Below are 16,712 nucleotides of genomic sequence, written 5' to 3' on the forward strand. Positions count from 1 at the left end.
TCCGGCCAGCGGGTCAACGGAAAATGAACGTGGTCCCTGTGTCCGGCTCGGCTTCAGTTTTCAACCGACTATGCCCGACCATTCTCTGAAGGGTTTGCCTCGTTGTCGGTCATGCCGAAAAGCTCCCTGGCTTTTTCCTCCCAGGCCGTGATCCGGTCGCCAAGACCGCAGGCGTCGAGATAGTCCAGGTCAGGTTCTTCGACCTTGCCCGCCGGTCCCTCGGGCTGGATGCCGACGACCAGAGCGTTGGCGGCGTGCAGGGCCGTCAAGGGAATGAACAGGGTCGTCGTGCTCAGAGCGGGCTGGTGGTGGAAAGCGATGGCTTCCACCACCGGGTCGGCCATGCCCCACAAGCCCAACACATAGGCCCCGAGTTGGGCGTGGCTTGCGCCAAGCAGTTCTCGTTCCACGACGGTCAGGGACAGGTCCTCGGACGCGACCATTTCCAGCATTTCGTCGTACAAATCCGGACAGTTCACGGCAAAGATCAGTTTGCCCACGTCATGGAGGATTCCGGCCAGAAACGCGTCTTCCTGGACCTCCCGGGGCGTGTTTTCCATGGCGCAGATCCGCTTGGCCAGGGTGGCGGTCATCAGGCTGTGTCGGGAAAGCCGGGCCAGGGAAAAGTGTGGACATTTCTTGGGATTATATTGCGAGAAAACCTGGACGTGCAGCACCAGGGCCTTGACCGTTTCCGTACCCAGCAAATTCACGGCCTGGGCCGGGCTGGTCACCTTGGTGTACATCCCGAAAAAGGAAGAATTAACCAGTTGGAGGATCTTGGCGGACATGCCCACGTCCGTGGCAATGATCTCACCGACCTTCTTCAAGGAACAGCGGGGAGACTGCAATTCTTCTTGAATGGCAAGGTACAGCTTGGGCAGGCTGGGGATTTGCTCCAAGCTGGAGGACAGGCAGGTCAAAGCTTCCTCGGCCAGATAGCGGCGCAGGGCCAGGAGGCGACGGAGCACTGCGATCAACGTTTCCGGGCTGCACGGCTTGCTCAGATACTGATGCACCACCTTGGTGGAGCCCATGATCATCCGCTCGTCCATATGGCCGGACAAGGCCACGCGGGCGGTTTTGGGGAAGCGCTCCTTGACCTCGTTCAGCAACTGAATTCCATCCATGCCCGGCATGCGCATGTCCGAAACCACCACGTCCATGGGCGTGGCGGCCATCACCTCCAAGGCTTCCTTCCCACCGGGCGCGAAATGCAGCTCCCATTCCCGGCTCTGACTGTGCAGCATCCGCCGCAACCCCTGCAATACCTGCGGCTCGTCGTCCACGAACAGAATGCGATACGTCATGCCTGCTCCTCGACGGTTGTTGAGATTTCCGTTTCAATCACCCTTTCGGTTCCACGCATCATGTTCCCGGCAGCGTGTCAATACGGCTCGCCGATTTCCTCAGGGCAGATTGTTCTCGATCCTCACCCGTTATCTGAATCGGCATCGAAATCGTGATCGAAGTCGAGCATCATGTCCAAGAAAATGCCGTATCAGAGGGTGATGTACAACATTTTCCGATTTCGATTTCAATCGCGATTTGGATTTTGATGAGAACAGATTTGCCCTGCCGATTTCCTCATGCGCTCAACCCGGTCAGATATTCCGAGGCATCCCGGATATCGATACCGTCCACGAATCGCTCTCGGCACAGGTGCATGACGGCTTGAGTGCATCTGGCGTCCGGACTGATATCTGTCCCGGAAGTAGGCCAATGATCTGGACGGCGCGGAATCGGCCCGTTTGACTTTCAATTCCGCGAGTCGCTGATCTTCAACCAAGGCGAAGTCAACCTCTTGCCCCTCCTTGGTGCGCAAATAGCATAAGGAAAGTCCCTCGGCTTTCGTATCGTTAATGAAATGAACGTGTTTGAGCAGGGAAAGGGCCACGGTATTCTTCAGTCGAACCCCCTCATCGCCGATGACGAGGCCGGTATCGTAAAACCCGTATTATTGAGAAGATATTCCCGGAGTTCCTTGGAGATGATTCAGTGAGCCGGGTGAATTCAATACCCTACCGAATCCAACCCCTCCCGCAGAACCTGGGCCGATTTACGCAAGGCCTGCTCCTCGTCCTCGGCCAGTGGATTGGTCAGCACGCGCTCAATACCTTTGGCGCCAACCACGCACGGCAACGAGAGGCAGACATCATGCAATCCGTACTGGCCCTGCATCAACGTGCCCACGGTGAGCACGCTGTTCTGATTCATCAGCACCGCCTCGGTGATCCGGACCATGGCTAGGCCGATGGCGTAGTAGGTGGCCTGTTTGCGCTTGATCACGTGATAGGCGGCGTTGCGCACGTCCTCGTCGATCTCCTTTTTCTTGGCGTCAATGGATTTCCCGCAGGCATGGCAGTAGTCCATCAACGGTATGCCCGCGATGTTCACCCGGCTCCAGACCAGCACCTCGCTGTCGCCGTGCTCGCCGATCACGTAACCGTGCACGTTGCGGGCATCCACGTCGTAATACTCGGACAACAGGTGCCGAAAACGCATGGTGTCCAGGACCGTACCCGAACTGATCACTCTCTCCGGAGGCAGCTCGGAGACCTTCAAGGCCACATGGGTCAAAACATCCACGGGGTTGCTGACCATGAGCAGGATTGCGTCGGGATTGTGCTCCAAGATCCTAGGGATGATGTCCTCGACGATCTTCACGTTGCGCTTGGCCAGATCCAAACGGGTCTCCCCTTCTTTCTGGTTCGCGCCCGCGGCGATGACCACGATCTGGGCATCCTTGCACATTTCGTAGCCGCCGGCACGGATGTCGATGGGCTTGGTGAAAGGCAACCCATGGCTCAGGTCCATGGCCTCGCCCTCGGCCCGCGCCGCAGTGCGGTTCACCAGCCCGATCTCCCGGACCAATCCCTTGATGCACAGGGCATAGGCAAAGGACATGCCCACCAGCCCGGTGCCGACGATGGTCACCTTTCGGTGACGGTACAGATTCTCCCGCATGTCGCCTCCTTTGTTGCTTTGTAAGATGGTTGCCTTTTTCTAACGCCTTGCAATCGCGCAATGTATTTCCGTCTACCACGGATTTCAAAGCTGGACCATCCAGTGGGGCACGCCTCGGAAACGGCGGTTACGATGTGAACGAATATGCTCGCTCCCCGTTTTCATCCCGCACGACCAGTTGCTTGAAGGAAACCACGGAATCAGCCTTGGACCACAGTCCGCAAAAAAAACTGAACAGTTTCCTCGGCCAGAAATTCGAGGACGGTATTTCCGTCCACCTTTGCCCGGACATCCCTTTCGTGGGCCGTAACGTCAGCCTGTACCAGTGGCCAGGCTCGAACGACGAAAGCATCGGTTTTTCGCTTCGGATTTGGACATATTGACGCCTTTATTTCTTGACATTGGGTAACTATCGGGCTGTGGCTTCGCCACATTTTCGATTTGCCGTCCTGGCAATCGAATCAAGGTCGAAGCGTATTTATTGATACGTGAGAGTTTAAACTTTTCTTGCTTTTTGCACTTGGGATTTTTGAACGGACTGCCGACAAAGGACTTTTTCAACACTCAGTTACGCTTCTTGCTTTGCCCTTCTTCCCGGCCTTCTTGATACCCCTTTTCAAACGCCGTTTTCGCCTTGGAAAAACTCGCCTTCCACACTTCCCAGGAAGATTCAACGCCATGCTTGAGTTCTTCCCAGGCAGATTCTCCGGCGTTTTGCAAATCCGCGATTTTTCCCTCCAACTCCTGGCGTTTTGCCCGCAACTCTTCAAGTTCCTGCTGATACTTGATTTTTGCGTCCGCTTCGGCTTGGTCCGCCTTGGCCGTCAATTTGTCGATATCCGCGTTCCATTCATCAATCTTGGCTTTCAGTTTCTGGATATACGCATCTCTTGTTTCCGACATGATCTGTTGCCTCCTTGTTCAATTCGTCATTTTGGGACCACGGTCCACATTACGCCCCAGCCCTCCAATTCCACGCCACGTTTTTTTCGTTGAGCGGAAGGCGAAACATAGATGATATCCAGTGAATCAGGATCAGTTTTCAGGTCAAAGTTCGTCAGGAACAGCTTGGAACCGAGATTGCCCGTCATGCGCAGGACGCGGCCATCGGTCAAGGGCCAGGCCACGGTCAGCACACTGGACGCCTGGATGTGCCAAGTTGCGGCTTTGGGCTGGATCAGTCCCAGCAGGGGCACGATGCGCTCCTGGCGCAGGGCCAGGAGATCCCGGTAGAAGGTCAGCCATTGGGAGTGCTCCACGGAATAGCGCTCATCCCAGTTCAAAACGGCGCTCCGGGCCGTGGCCGGGTCGTTGGGGTCCGGGATGCGCTCGCGCATGGCCGGGTCGGCGAACTCGGGAAAGGCCGCGAACTCCTTGCGCCGGCCTTCCCGGACCGCGTCGGCCAGATCGCCCTGGAAGTCGCAAAAAAACGGAAAAGGCTGCTCCGAGGCCCACTCCTCGCCCATGTAGAGCATGGGGATCTGCGGGCTGAGCAGGTACATGGCCGTAAGGGCCGTGCGTCTTTCCATCGGGGCCAACCGGGTCAGCCGATCTCCCAGGGCCCGATTGCCGATCTGGTCGTGGTTCTGGATAAAAGCCACGAAGGCTTCCGGCGGAAGATGAGAGCTGGGCTCACCCCGAACCTGGTCCTCCCGGTGGGGTGAGGGCTCGCCCTGATAGGCGAAGCCCTGGGCCAGGCACCGGCCCAGCCGGTCCAGCACGTTGTCCGCGTAATCCGCATAGTAGCCCTGGGTCTCCCCGGTGCCCAGCACATGGTAGACGTGATGAATGTCATCGTTCCACTGGGCCACGTAGTATTTCGGTTCGCCGTTTTCCGCCCGGTCCAGAAACCGGGCCTGATTGGCGTCGTTTTCCAGGACCAGGTGCACGTGCCGGTCCTTGGGCAGGACTTTGGCCACGGTCTGGGTCAATTCCTCCAGAATATGCACCGGCCCGTCGTCCTGGATGGCATGCACCGCGTCCAGGCGCAGACCGTCAAACCGGTACTCCCGCAGCCAGTACACGGCGTTGGCGATGAAAAAGTCCCGGACCTGGGGCACCGAAAAATCAATGGCCGCGCCCCAAGGCGTCTGGTGGGCATTGGTGAAGAACTGGGGAGCGTAGAGATGCAGGTAGTTTCCTTCCGGGCCGAAATGGTTGTAGACCACGTCCAGAAAAACCATCAGCCCCAGCCCGTGGGCCTCGTCGATCAGACGTCGCAGGTCTTCAGGCGTGCCATAGACCGAATCCGGGGCAAAGGGCAGAACCCCGTCGTAGCCCCAATTGCGGCGGCCCGGAAAATCAGCCAGGGGCATCAGTTCCACCGCCGTGACGCCCAGGTCCTTGAGATACGGCAAACGAGACCGCACTCCGTCGTAGGTGCCTTCGGTCGTGAACGTGCCCACATGCAATTCATAGAGCACCGTCTCCGTCCAGGGCCGCCCCTTCCAATCCGGATTTTTCCAGGTAAACCCGGCGGTATCCACGACCTGACTCGGTCCGAAAACGTCCTCCGGCTGAAAACGTGAACCCGGGTCCGGAACCAGAGTCTCGTCGTTGATTTTGAAATGATACAGGGAACCGGGCCCGGCCTCTGAATTCAGAACCTCGTGCCAACCGTCCTGAGTTGCCGGCATGGTTACATTTTCCTCCTGATCCTGCCCCACCAGGACTAGGTCCACCTGCTTCGCTTCCGGTGCCCAGAGTCGGAAACGTACGCCGTTGTCTTCGAGAATCGGGCCAAAGGGAATGTGATTATTTGGTACAGTCTGTCTGTTCATATTCGTTTCCCTTGATCTGAGTGAGAATGAGAAGATTGAACCACTGTGCGAGCCGTGCACACCATCTAAAGTAGCCCGCAGTTCGCCAAGACGCCAAAGCTATACTTTTCGGACAACGGCCTGCTGAGGATCGTTGACGATGGGCCGTCAGGCTCGTGGGGAATGGTCGACTTCGAGGTTGGGGGTGGAAGAGCCGACGTTTCCGAACAGGAGTTTGGCCAGTTCGGCGACATTGGTCACGCCCTGAGGGGTGTCGGCGCTCCGAGGAGTAAGGATGGGGGAGTAGCCGAGGCGTCGGGCCTGGCGGTCGCGGACGTCCTGACCCAGAACCGGGCGGACTTGGCCGTTGAGGTCCACCTCGCCCCAGAGCACGGCTCGTTCGGGCAAGGGCTTGTCCAGGAAGGACGACAACACGGCGGCCACCACGCCCAGATCCAAGCCGGGATCCTGAAGACGCAGGCCGCCGCCGATTTTGGTATAGATGTCGAACTGGCCCAGGGGCAGGCGCAGGCGCTTTTCCAATACGGCCAAAAGCAGGTGCAGGCGGTTGGCGTCAAAGCCCAAGACGGTCCGGCGAGGCATGGCCAGGAAGCTCTTGGTGGCCAGGGCCTGGACCTCCACGGCAAAGGGCCGATAGCCGTCCAGGGCCATGACCAGAGCCGTGCCGCTCAAGCTTGGGTCCCGGTCGCCCAGGAAATACGTGGAAGGGTCCGGAACCACGGTCAAGCCGCGCTGCTCCATCTGGAACACCAGCAGTTCGTTGCTGGGGCCGAAGCGGTTCTTCTGCACCCGCAGCAACCGGAACATATGTTGGCGATCACCCTCCAGGGAGAGCACCGTGTCCACCATGTGCTCCAGGAGCTTGGGGCCGGCGATGGAGCCGTCCTTGGTCACATGCCCGACCAGAATCAGACAGCAGTTCAACTGCTTGCAGCTCTCCACCAAGCGGGTGGCCACGGTGCGGACCTGGCTGACGCTGCCGGGCAGACCGTCGGACTCTTCCGTGGACACGGTCTGGACCGAGTCCACGATCAAGAGGGCCGGAGGCGTTCCGGCCTCCAGCATGGCCAGCACGTCTTCGAGCCGGTTGGTGCTCAGGGCGTCCAGACCGGGGACCAGGGCTTCCAACCGCTGGGCCCGGGCCTTGATCTGGCCTAAAGATTCTTCGCCGGAAACATAGACAACCCGCCTGACGCCCCCGGCCGCCTGGGCGGCCAGTTGCAAAAGCAGCGTGGACTTGCCGATCCCCGGCTCTCCTCCCACCAGCATGGACGCCCCTGGCATCAGCCCGCCGCCCAGAACCTCGTCCAGCCCGGAAAGCCCGGTTGTCCACGCCGAAGCTGGAGCGTCGCCACCTTCGGTCAGACTGACGGGAGAGGAAATGGGCCGGATGTCACGGCGGACCGGAGAGGATTTCGGAGCTTCCTGGAGCGTGTTCCACGCTTTGCAACGTGGGCACTGTCCCTGCCACCTGGGGGACCGGGCCCCGCAGTCGGTACAGATGTGGAGGGCGGGGGGAGTTTTCATCGGGGAGGATGGACGGGGTTATACCGTTCGGTCGACAAATATCCTCCCGTTAGGGTACGGCGGGCCGTGCCCTTAACGGGAGGTATCCGAAAAAAACTACCTCGGCGGATGCTGGGCGCCGACGACTTTCAATCCGTATTCCTGAACGGTATCCGGGGGATTGGGAAAAACAACCATGAACTGAACGTCCATTCCGGGACGAATATTGGTGTTGTTGGTCAGGATGCCGACCCGGGCGCTCAAGGCCGCCTCCAATTCCTGCTCCGAAAGAATTTGGAGCTGAAACAAGGAGACGGAGTTACCGGCCAAAAATTCCTGGCGCTCCACCACCTGTTCGGCGGCGTCGAACAGACTGGCCTCGATGCGGAACAGTTCCATGGGCGCCGGAAAATCGTTGCGGGCCTTGCCCTCGATGACGAACAACTGGCCGATTTTCTCGTTGGTGACAAAATACTGGCGCACATTCTGCAATGAAACCAAGTGCACGTCTTCCGGGCCGAGCACTTCCGGCTCCGCGACGTGCTCGGGCTCGGAGGAACCGAACCAGGACGTAACGGTATCCACGGCTCCCTGAGAATACAGGAACGCCGCCAGGGCGATGATCGCGACCACGAGACCGGCCACGACATAGGTCATGGTCTTGTTTTTCGGCTCTTCCGTGGGCTGGATTTCCACGGAATATCGTTCCTCGCCGTCCTTGGTCCGGCCCTTGCCGTCCTCTTCGGGCTCCACCTCGTCCAGCCAGTCGAAGTCTTCCTTCTGGTCCTGGTCCAGGTCATGCTCCTGGGTTTGTCCCTGGGTCTGTTCGGACTTGACGTCGAACTCCGCGCCCGGCGGAGCAACGAAAAAGACATGGTCGCAGCGGATGCACCGGACCTTCGATCCATCCGGACCAATAACGGATTCGTTCAAATTGTATTTGGTGTCGCAGTTGGGACATTGGATCAACATCGTTTTTCCCCTCGTGTTCCTCTGATCATTCCGAGTTTTTCACGCGTCGGTTCACATGCACAAAAGGGACCAGCGGGAATATGTTCCGGTCAGACGTCCGCATTCAAGGTATAGACCGCCGGGAGATGACGGTAGCGTTCCGCGTAGTCCAGTCCGTAGCCGATGACAAAGCCCTCGGAAAGCACGAAGCCAGGAAAATCCACGCTCACGTCGACTTCCCGCCGTTCCCGCTTGTCGATCAATGCGCAGACGCGCAGACTTTTCGCACCGCGCATCCGCAACACGTTCAGCAAATACAAGGCGGAGTGGCCGGTATCCACGATGTCGTCCACCACCAACACATGCTTGTCCTGCACGGGAAGTTCCATGTCCTTGGTGAACAGAATCCGCTCTTTGCGCGAAGTCTGCGCACCGTAACTGGCCAAGCGGACAAAATCCACTTCCGGCTCGATGGGCATGGCCCGCACCAAGTCGGCGAAAAAGATGAACGCTCCTTTGAGCACGCAGACCATGATCAATGGCTCGTCGCCGTAATGTTCGGAAATGTTTGCTCCGAGTTCCCGGACTCGTTTGGCAATGGCCTCGGCGTCAATGATTAGTTGCATGGATGTGGTCATGGAGTACTCGGACAAAGTTTAATTTAAAAGTTTGGAACTGCTCAGCTTCTTCGCAGTATACGCAGCCTGGATAGCGTGATTGCTCCGGCAATCGGTATCGGTATCGGAGTCGGAATCGAAACAAGAAGAATTTAGAACGCATCCCAGCGTTTTCGATCCCGATACCGATCCCGACTCCGACCCCGGTAACGGTATTACTCAATGCTGAATAGTTACCAAAAAATTACATATCTATGGCCATGGCGATTTCGTCGCAGTCCGGGAACTTGGGACAGTGCAGGCAATCGGCCCAGACCTTCTGGGGCAGATTGTCCTTGCTGACCACCTGAAATCCGATCCGTTCGAAAAAAGTCGCTTGATAAGTCAGTGTGAACACTCGATAAATACCCAAGGTGATGGCGTCGCTCAGACACGCTTCCACCAGTCGGCGCCCCCAGCCCTGTCCTCGGCACTCCGAGGCCACGGCCAGGGAGCGGACTTCGGCTAAATCCTCCCAGGCGATGCTCAAAGCGCAGCATCCGAGAATCGCCCCGCCCTGGCTCGGGGCCAGGACGAAAAAGTCCCGCAGGTGGCTGTAGAGTTGATTGTAGGAGCGCGGCAACAACAGGCCCTGCTTGGAACAGTCCATCAACAAGCCGTGGATGGTGCGGACGTCCTGAATCCGGGCCTTACGGATGTAAATCGCGGAGGGTTCGGTCATGGGGTGATTAAGCGGCCAACGTCCTGGCACAGTGTTTCGGGGGATGTCAGGCCTTCCTCGACGATCACCAATGCTCCGGCGGCGTCGTAGACATGCAACAAGGGGATGGCCCCTACGCCCAGTTCGGCGCCCAGGCCGTCTTCAGCCAGGAATATTGGATAGTTCAATTGATTGACCTTCAGAAAACTGCGCAGGGTTGCGGGGTTGAAGTCCAGGGAAATACCGAGCATGGCCACCTCTTCCTCGGAAAAACTGTCTCGGCATGCCATCAGCGCCGGCAACTTTTTGCGGCACGGCCCGCACCAAGTGGCCCAAAAATCCACGACCACCACCTTGCCTCTCTGCTCACGCAAAAAATCGAAAAACCCCTGAACGTCCATTACCGGCAAATCATCGGTCCTCTCGACTTCATTGGCCCAGCAGGCCCGAAACGGAGTCGAAGCGACCAAGGCCAGCAACAGGAGCGCGGGAAGTAGCATTTTTTTCATGTCCATCTCCCTTGTGCCGGAACAACGAAGAGCGGCGATCAAGAGGCCTCGGCCCGGCTCCGGGCATCATCTCCAAGCAATCTCGCGGCCAGGCGAACCGCGGCCACGGCGTCCGGGGCGTACCCGTCCGCGCCGATGGATTGCGCGAAGTGCTCCGTGACCACGGCCCCGCCCACCATGACCTTGGTGGAGAGGCCGAGTTCCTTGACCATCCGGACCGTGTCTTCCATGCGGACCATGGTCGTGGTCATCAGCGCGGACAAGCCGATCAGACCGGCCTGTTTGTCCTGGGCTGCCCGGACGATGGTCTCGGCAGGCACGTCCTTGCCCAGGTCGTGCACCTCGAATCCCATGTTGCGCAGCATCAGGCAGACGATGTTCTTGCCGATGTCGTGAATGTCCCCTTCCACCGTGGCCATGATGATCCGGGCCCGTTGCGCGTCTCCGGCACTCTCCCGGAGCAGGGGCGTCAACCGGTCAAAGGCCCGCTGCATGGTCTCCGCGGAAAGAATCAATTGGGGCAGAAAGAACTCTCGGGTTTCATACCGTCGCCCCACTTCCATGATCGCCGGGATCAGTTCCTCGTCCAACAAGGTGCCAGGCTGGGCCCCGTCTTGCAACGCCGTTTCCAGGAGAGCAAGGATCCGGTCCTTGTCGCCCTGGATCACCGCTTCCCCGAGGGTCAGCGCGGGCTTGGCCGTGGAGCCGCCCTGGCCGGTGGTCGCGGAGCCCGCGGACCCGGCTCCCCCGGCGCTCCAGTCGGCATAGCCTCCGACAAAGTTCTTGGCCTGGGCGTCCCGGGCCAGCAGGACTTCCCCGGCGGCCAAAGTTTCCTGTACTCGCCGCGCCCCAGGATGGGCAATGACCGCGCAGAGGCCTTGGGCCATGGCCATGGCCAAAAACGTGCTGTTCAGCAGCTCCCGGGCCGGCAGGCCGAAGGAGATGTTGGACAGGCCGATCACCGTGGGCAGGCTCCATTCTTCCCGACAAGCCCGGATGGTTCGCAGGCAGTGCTTCGCGGACTCCGGCTTGGAGGAGACCGTCAGGGCCAGGGCGTCCACCATGATCAGACGCCGGGGAATCCCGAGGTCTTCGGCCCGGCGCAGCAGATTTTCAATGATCTTCAGTCGCTGGGACGCGGTTTCAGGCAGGTCGCTTCCGGCCAGGGGCAAAAGGATGAACGGCGCGCCATAGGTCCGGCACAGCGGCCCCAACACTTCCATCCGGCCGCTTTCTCCGCTGATGGAATTCACCAGGGGGGACCCCGGATACTGGCGCAAGGCCGCTTCGATGGCTTCCGGCTTACTGGAGTCGATGCTCAAGGGCGTGGAAAAACGGGCGGTCAAGGTGGAAACGAGGTCCGGCAGCAGAACGGTCTCGTCCACCATGGGCGCGCCGACGTTGACGTCCAGCACTCCGGCCCCCTGGGCGATCTGTTGCCCGGCCATGTCCAGGGCCAGAGCATGTTCTCCGGCCTGAAACTGGGCGGTCAACTGCTTCTTGCCCGTGGGATTGATCCGCTCGCCGATGATCACCAACGGCTCCCGAGGCCCGATACAAACCGAGACGGCCCTGGAGGTCAGGATCAGATCCGGTCCTCCGGTCACATTGCGGGCCTCGAGCGCAGCGACGTCCACGTCCCGCAAAGCCTGGGCCATGGCTCGAATATGGTCCGGACTGGTGCCGCAACAGCCTCCCACGCCCTGGACGCCCAAAGCCGGAAAACGAAGCATCCGTTCGGCAAAGGGGTGGGGTTGCAGCGGAAACACCGTCTTTCCGTTCTCCAACACCGGCAATCCGGCGTTGGGCTGGACCAAAAGCGGCGTGGTCGCCCGGGGCAGCATGGCCCGGATGATTTCCTCCAGGCCCTCGGGACCGAGGCTGCAATTGGTCCCGATCAGGTCCACCCCGAGGTTTTGCATGGTGTCCAGAAAGGTCAGCGGCGAAGTACCGGTCAAGCTGGAACCGGATTCAAAGGTCATGGAAACGGCCACGGGAAGATCGCAAACCCGGCGGGCCGCCACCACGGCCGCCCGGATCTCACCCAGGTCGAACTGGGTCTCGATCTGAATCAGGTCCGCGCCGCCCTGGGCCAGTCCGGAGATCTGTTCCGCGAAGGCGTCCACCAGCTCCGAAAAATCGACCTTGCCCAACGGCGCCAGCAGTTCACCGGTAGGACCGACGCTGCCTGCCACGAACCCCTTGTCTCCCGCGGCGCTCCGGGCCGTTTCGGCCATCTTGCGGTTGAAGGAGCGCGGGGCGAGACCGGAAGGCAGTTTGAACCGGGTCCCGCCGAAGGTGTTCGTGGTCAAAAACATTGCCCCGGCGTTCAGATAATCCTCATGAATCCGAGCAATCACCTCTGGATTGCGGTCTCCGAACTCTTCCGGCGATTGGCCGGGTTGCAGCCCACGGGCCTGAAGCTGCGTCCCCATGGCCCCATCGAACAGGAGTATTTTTCCGGATTGAATCAGCGATCTGACCTTTTGGCTCATTATGGTTTCGCTCCGACTTCGACTAGTAAGGATATACGTATATCGGGGCCACGCGGGATTTTCCACGACTCGGTGAAGCCTCGCATTATCGAGACGTTACCCCGAAAAAGGAACGCTTACTGAAAAACATTGAAAAGGACAAATAAAAAATATAGGATCACCGATCATGACCCTGGGACCCAAGCCACCGGAACCCTCACCCGCCGCGGTTCACCCGCACCCGATGCGCTCCCACCCGAACGGACCGAGCAACCGGATACTTCCCGCATGAAGCAAAAGACTCGAGTCGCCGCAACCGCGACTGCTTCCAAGGGTTCATCCCGACTGAAGCAAGGTTTCCATCATGCCGAACCTTCGGACGATTTGGCGGACGATTTGGCGACCGACGTGACTGACGACATGTCCGAAGACGCGGTTGATCCCGAAGTCGAACTGGATATCGAATCCAATATTCAACCCGAGACACCACCCAAGGGGAGGTTTGAGGGTGAAAAAGACGCCGTTCTTGACGTCCCAGATATCACTGACGCCCCAGGGCCCATCGACCTTTCCCTGACGCCCTCCTCCCCGGCGATCCGGGACTCAATGCAGCTCTATCTGCGGGAAGTGAACCGGTTTCCGATGCTCAAGCCGGATGAAGAGTTCACCCTGATCCGCCAATACCGGGAGCAAAACGACACCAAGGCCGCGTTTCGGCTGATCTCTTCCCACCTGCGTCTCGTGGTCCGCATTGCCATGGACTTTCAACGCAGCTGGATGCAAAACATCCTGGACCTGATCCAGGAAGGCAACGTCGGCCTGATGAAGGCCGTGCAGAAGTTCGACCCGGAACGGGGCATCAAGTTTTCCTACTACGCTTCATTCTGGATCAAAGCCTACATTCTCAAGTTCATCATGGACAACTGGCGCATGGTCAAGGTCGGCACGACCCAGACCCAGCGCAAGCTCTTCTACAACCTTGGCAAGGAGCGCCAACGCCTGCTCAATCAGGGTTTCGACGCCAGCACGGCTTCCCTGTCCAAGAGCCTCAACGTCAGCGAACAGGACATCACGGAGATGGACCAGCGGCTGGGCAGTTCGGACATGTCCCTGGACGCCCCGTTTTCCGAAGACACCAGCATGACCCGCATGGACATGCTGCCCGCGCTGAGCACGCCCGTGGACGACCTCCTGGCCGAAGAGCAAATGGTCGTCCTGCTCAAAAAACAAATCCAGAAGATGATGCCCGAACTCAACGACAAGGAACGGGACGTCCTGGAGCAGCGCCTGATGAACGAGGAGCCCGTGACGCTTCGCGAGATCGGAGAGAAATATAATATCACCCGTGAACGGGTCCGCCAGATCGAGGCCCGTTTAATCGAAAAAATCAGGGATAATTTCTCACATAACCTGGCAACCGCGACCGATAAAGGAACGGAAGACCATGTTGAAAGAACTTGAGTTGGTGAAACAGGAGGCCAAAAGCTTGGCCGGGGTTCAACCTCCGCCGCGTTTTTACGACCGGTTCGCGCCGGAATTGGCCTTTTCCAAGGAATTGTTTTTCGATCACCCCCTGGTCGTCCGATGCTGCGAGGACGTTCTACCGTTTCTCGCCGACGACTACGGCCACGGAATCGAACATGCCAAAAAGGTCGCCGTGGAATCCGGGGCCATTGCCCTGGCCGAGGCCCGGGCCTGGGGCATGGATCAGGCCAGGCATCTGTGTCTTTTGGCGCAGTTAAGCGGATTGCAGCACGACATCTGCCGCCTGGAGCCGGAGCACGCGCTCCGGGGAGCCGAACTCTCCTTTCAAATTTTGGCCGACTTCCCCTTGACGGACAGGGACAAGGAGATGATCGCCTTCGCCATCCGCAACCATGAGGCCTTCCGCCCGATGGAAACCTCATTCGATCATTTAGAAGAACTGCTGGCATCCTGCTTGTACGACGCGGACAAATTTCGTTGGGGACCGGACAACTTCGGCACCACGCTCTGGGAAATCTGCGATTACGAGGAATGGTGTCTGCGCGAGATCCTGGCCAAATTTCCGGAGGGCGTCGAACGCATCCGCTCCATCGCGAACACGTTCCGCACCGAAGTCGGAAAGACGTTCGGCCCGGAATTCATCGACCTGGGCCTCAATCTCGGCAATCGACTGTACACGCTTTTGCAACGGCATTGCCCATCCCAGAATCAGGCAATGTCCACGAGAAACTGATCAGCGCGCCCATTCGGATCAAGCGCTCCCTTTACGGGCCGTCGCGCTCCGATCAACTTCGTCAATCGCTCCGTAACTAAGGATTTATCTCCGTGACCGCCCATTCGCCGCTGAAGTGTCTTTTTTTGCTGTTCGGCCTGGCCTTCGCCTTTTCCATGGCCGCATGCGCCCCGAAGGTTACATTCACTCCGGAACCGTTCCCGGCCGCGACCATCGCCGACCCGGAGCATGAACTGACGCCCTCGGCCCAGGCCGTGCTGGCCTACCTGGAAGCCCAGGACCTGGCCCGTACGGACGACCAGGAAGGCGCCCGTGAAGCCTTGGCCCTGGCCTTGGCCCTGGACCCTTCGCCCTTTTTGGCAATGGAACTGGCCAACTCCTACTGGCGGGAAGGCCGAAACGCTGAAGCCAGGACGGTTTTGCGCCGCTCCATGGAATCGTTTCCTGAAGACCAAACCCTCCCCTCCGCCCTGGTCAACACCTACCTTACCGACGACATGGTGGAGGAGGCCATCGCGACCATGGACGAATACCTGCGACGCCACCCTCGGGATTGGGCCATGCGCCGGAACATGGCCGCCCTGCTCTTGCAGTATTCCCGCTTTTCCCAAGCCGCGGACGTGCTCCAGGTCATCCCCGAATCGGAACGGACGGCCGAGGTGTTATTGTTGCTGGCCAGAAGCAACTCCGGGCTCGGGTTGGTCCGCCAGACGGAAGAGTTTCTCAAGAAGGCCCTGGAGCAAGACTCGAATTTCCTGGAGGCCATGGCCGAATTGGCCTTTTTGTATGAAAGCGAAGGCGACTTGGTTCAAGCCGAGGAAACCTACAGTCGCATTCTCGACCTCCGCCCGGACGCGGACGAAATCCTGCTGCGCATGATCCAGGTCAACATCAAGCTGAACCAACCGGACAAGGCGCTTTCCTTCGCCCTGGGGCAGGAGGGACGGGAAAGCTTCATCCTGGAAGTCGCATTGCTCTTCATCCGCGAAAACCTCTTCCAGGAAGCCGGTGCCGTGCTCGACGCCCTGCCCGAAGAGGACGGTTTGCCGGAGGCCGACTTTTACCGCGCGTTGGTCGCTTACGAAGGGGACAATGACCCGGAACAAGCCCTGTTTTACCTGGGCAGGATTCCGGAAGACCATCCGCACTACGCCCGGGCTCTGAGCTTTCAGGGTTATTTGCTGCTGCAACTGGATCGCCACGAGGACGCCCGGCAACTGGCCCGGGAAGGGCAAGACCTGTTTTCGAACATGAGTGATTTTCTGCTGCTGGAGGCCGAAATTCTGTTGGGTGAGGACGAAATCTCCCAGGCCTCAAGCCTGCTGGAGATCGCTCGCCAAAAGTGGCCCGGAGACACCGACGTGCTCTATCGCCTGGGTTTTCTTCAGGAACAGATGGGCCGACGCCAGGAGGCCCTGCGGACCATGGAGGAGATCATCGTCCTGGATCCGGACCATGCCGAGGCCCTGAATTTCATCGGCTACACCCTGGCCCAGGAAGAGCGCGAACTGGAACGGGCCCTGGTGCTCATCGAACGTTCTCTGCAACTCAAGCCCGGCAGCGGCCACATCATCGACTCCCTGGCCTGGGTGCACTTCCAGCTGGGCAATCTGGATCTGGCCTGGCGGCACATTCAGTCCGCGGTGGAAATCATGGCCGACGATCCGATCATCTGGGAACACTACGGCGACATCGCCGCAGCCCTCGGAAAAACCGCCGAAGCCCGCAAGGGCTACCGCAACGCCCTGCGCCACCACCCCCAAGATCCTGACGCGATACGGCAAAAGTTGAACGCGCTTTGAGAGTCGATCCGGATCGTCATATCCGAGAGGGGCACCCCTCATGATTCCTGTCGTGCGCGTCGTTTCGTGGATTCGGGCACGCCTGCTTCCGGCGTCGGCCGCTTGCGCCGGAACGACTCAAAAACTTGTGGGTATCTACTCAGCACATTTTGTGTCCGCCCTTGCTCCGGCAATCGGAGTCGGGGTCG

13 protein-coding genes are annotated in these 16,712 nt (G+C 59.3%); 3 read left to right on the forward strand and 10 right to left on the reverse strand.

The annotated features are described in order from the left end of the window. Positions 1 to 68: 68 nt before the first annotated feature. The 10 genes from DESLA_RS18740 to DESLA_RS0104680 all read right to left on the reverse strand — a co-directional run bounded on the left by DESLA_RS18740 (position 69) and on the right by DESLA_RS0104680 (position 12,525). Positions 69 to 1,310, reverse strand: a complete 1,242-nt coding sequence (locus tag DESLA_RS18740) for a response regulator (protein WP_051434382.1) — start codon at positions 1,308 to 1,310, stop codon at positions 69 to 71. A gap of 703 nt (positions 1,311 to 2,013) precedes the next feature. Continuing rightward, on the reverse strand, positions 2,014 to 2,967 hold the full coding sequence (locus DESLA_RS0104635; RefSeq protein WP_028571563.1) for an L-lactate dehydrogenase: 954 nt from the start codon (positions 2,965 to 2,967) through the stop codon (positions 2,014 to 2,016). A 564-nt stretch (positions 2,968 to 3,531) separates the two neighbouring features. Next, on the reverse strand, positions 3,532 to 3,870 hold the full coding sequence (locus DESLA_RS0104645) for a sll1863 family stress response protein (protein ID WP_028571565.1): 339 nt from the start codon (positions 3,868 to 3,870) through the stop codon (positions 3,532 to 3,534). A 26-nt stretch (positions 3,871 to 3,896) separates the two neighbouring features. Beyond that, positions 3,897 to 5,747 carry a malto-oligosyltrehalose trehalohydrolase gene (gene treZ / locus DESLA_RS0104650; protein WP_051434383.1) on the reverse strand — a complete coding sequence of 617 codons (1,851 nt, stop codon included), beginning with the start codon at positions 5,745 to 5,747 and terminating at the stop codon, positions 3,897 to 3,899. A 147-nt stretch (positions 5,748 to 5,894) separates the two neighbouring features. Beyond that, positions 5,895 to 7,274, reverse strand: coding sequence for a DNA repair protein RadA (gene radA, locus DESLA_RS18745; RefSeq protein WP_051434384.1), 1,380 nt, complete (start codon positions 7,272 to 7,274; stop codon positions 5,895 to 5,897). 96 nt (positions 7,275 to 7,370) lie between these two features. After that, positions 7,371 to 8,225 carry a DUF3426 domain-containing protein gene (locus tag DESLA_RS0104660; RefSeq protein ID WP_028571567.1) on the reverse strand — a complete coding sequence of 285 codons (855 nt, stop codon included), beginning with the start codon at positions 8,223 to 8,225 and terminating at the stop codon, positions 7,371 to 7,373. 89 nt (positions 8,226 to 8,314) lie between these two features. Next, positions 8,315 to 8,842 carry a hypoxanthine phosphoribosyltransferase gene (gene hpt / locus DESLA_RS0104665; protein WP_028571568.1) on the reverse strand — a complete coding sequence of 176 codons (528 nt, stop codon included), beginning with the start codon at positions 8,840 to 8,842 and terminating at the stop codon, positions 8,315 to 8,317. Between the two features lie 223 nt (positions 8,843 to 9,065). Continuing rightward, positions 9,066 to 9,542, reverse strand: coding sequence for an N-acetyltransferase (locus DESLA_RS0104670; RefSeq protein WP_028571569.1), 477 nt, complete (start codon positions 9,540 to 9,542; stop codon positions 9,066 to 9,068). After that, positions 9,539 to 10,030: a TlpA disulfide reductase family protein gene (locus DESLA_RS21515; RefSeq protein ID WP_051434385.1), complete on the reverse strand. Its 492-nt coding sequence runs from the start codon at positions 10,028 to 10,030 to the stop codon at positions 9,539 to 9,541. Before DESLA_RS21515 ends, DESLA_RS0104670 begins: the two co-directional genes overlap by 4 nt. A 38-nt stretch (positions 10,031 to 10,068) precedes the next feature. Then, a complete protein-coding gene (locus DESLA_RS0104680; RefSeq protein ID WP_035261362.1) occupies positions 10,069 to 12,525 on the reverse strand; it encodes a homocysteine S-methyltransferase family protein in 2,457 nt (818 codons plus the stop codon). A 267-nt stretch (positions 12,526 to 12,792) separates the two neighbouring features. Here DESLA_RS0104680 and DESLA_RS0104685 point away from each other — a divergent pair, with 267 nt between their 5' ends. From DESLA_RS0104685 to DESLA_RS18760, 3 genes are all read left to right on the forward strand, one after another. After that, a complete protein-coding gene (locus tag DESLA_RS0104685) occupies positions 12,793 to 13,965 on the forward strand; it encodes a sigma-70 family RNA polymerase sigma factor (protein ID WP_084031883.1) in 1,173 nt (390 codons plus the stop codon). Then, positions 13,949 to 14,722, forward strand: coding sequence for an HD domain-containing protein (locus DESLA_RS18755; protein WP_035261365.1), 774 nt, complete (start codon positions 13,949 to 13,951; stop codon positions 14,720 to 14,722). Before DESLA_RS0104685 ends, DESLA_RS18755 begins: the two co-directional genes overlap by 17 nt. 92 nt (positions 14,723 to 14,814) lie before the next feature. Continuing rightward, positions 14,815 to 16,524 (forward strand): tetratricopeptide repeat protein, encoded by a 1,710-nt coding sequence (locus DESLA_RS18760; protein ID WP_051434386.1) that lies wholly within the window; start codon positions 14,815 to 14,817, stop codon positions 16,522 to 16,524. Positions 16,525 to 16,712: the final 188 nt, after the last annotated feature.

The sequence above is a fragment of the Desulfonatronum lacustre DSM 10312 genome (genome assembly GCF_000519265.1).
Classification (GTDB): domain Bacteria; phylum Desulfobacterota; class Desulfovibrionia; order Desulfovibrionales; family Desulfonatronaceae; genus Desulfonatronum; species Desulfonatronum lacustre.

Excerpts from the sequence above, each read along its gene's own strand:
- DESLA_RS18740 (WP_051434382.1), bottom strand. The coding sequence starts at position 1,310 with ATGACGTATCGCATTCTGTTCGTGGACGACGAGCCGCAGGTATTGCAG.
- DESLA_RS0104635 (WP_028571563.1), bottom strand. The coding sequence starts at position 2,967 with ATGCGGGAGAATCTGTACCGTCACCGAAAGGTGACCATCGTCGGCACC.
- DESLA_RS0104645 (WP_028571565.1), bottom strand. The coding sequence starts at position 3,870 with ATGTCGGAAACAAGAGATGCGTATATCCAGAAACTGAAAGCCAAGATT.
- treZ (WP_051434383.1), bottom strand. The coding sequence starts at position 5,747 with ATGAACAGACAGACTGTACCAAATAATCACATTCCCTTTGGCCCGATT.
- radA (WP_051434384.1), bottom strand. The coding sequence starts at position 7,274 with ATGAAAACTCCCCCCGCCCTCCACATCTGTACCGACTGCGGGGCCCGG.
- DESLA_RS0104660 (WP_028571567.1), bottom strand. The coding sequence starts at position 8,225 with ATGTTGATCCAATGTCCCAACTGCGACACCAAATACAATTTGAACGAA.
- hpt (WP_028571568.1), bottom strand. The coding sequence starts at position 8,842 with ATGACCACATCCATGCAACTAATCATTGACGCCGAGGCCATTGCCAAA.
- DESLA_RS0104670 (WP_028571569.1), bottom strand. The coding sequence starts at position 9,542 with ATGACCGAACCCTCCGCGATTTACATCCGTAAGGCCCGGATTCAGGAC.
- DESLA_RS21515 (WP_051434385.1), bottom strand. The coding sequence starts at position 10,030 with ATGAAAAAAATGCTACTTCCCGCGCTCCTGTTGCTGGCCTTGGTCGCT.
- DESLA_RS0104680 (WP_035261362.1), bottom strand. The coding sequence starts at position 12,525 with ATGAGCCAAAAGGTCAGATCGCTGATTCAATCCGGAAAAATACTCCTG.
- DESLA_RS0104685 (WP_084031883.1), top strand. The coding sequence starts at position 12,793 with ATGAAGCAAAAGACTCGAGTCGCCGCAACCGCGACTGCTTCCAAGGGT.
- DESLA_RS18755 (WP_035261365.1), top strand. The coding sequence starts at position 13,949 with ATGTTGAAAGAACTTGAGTTGGTGAAACAGGAGGCCAAAAGCTTGGCC.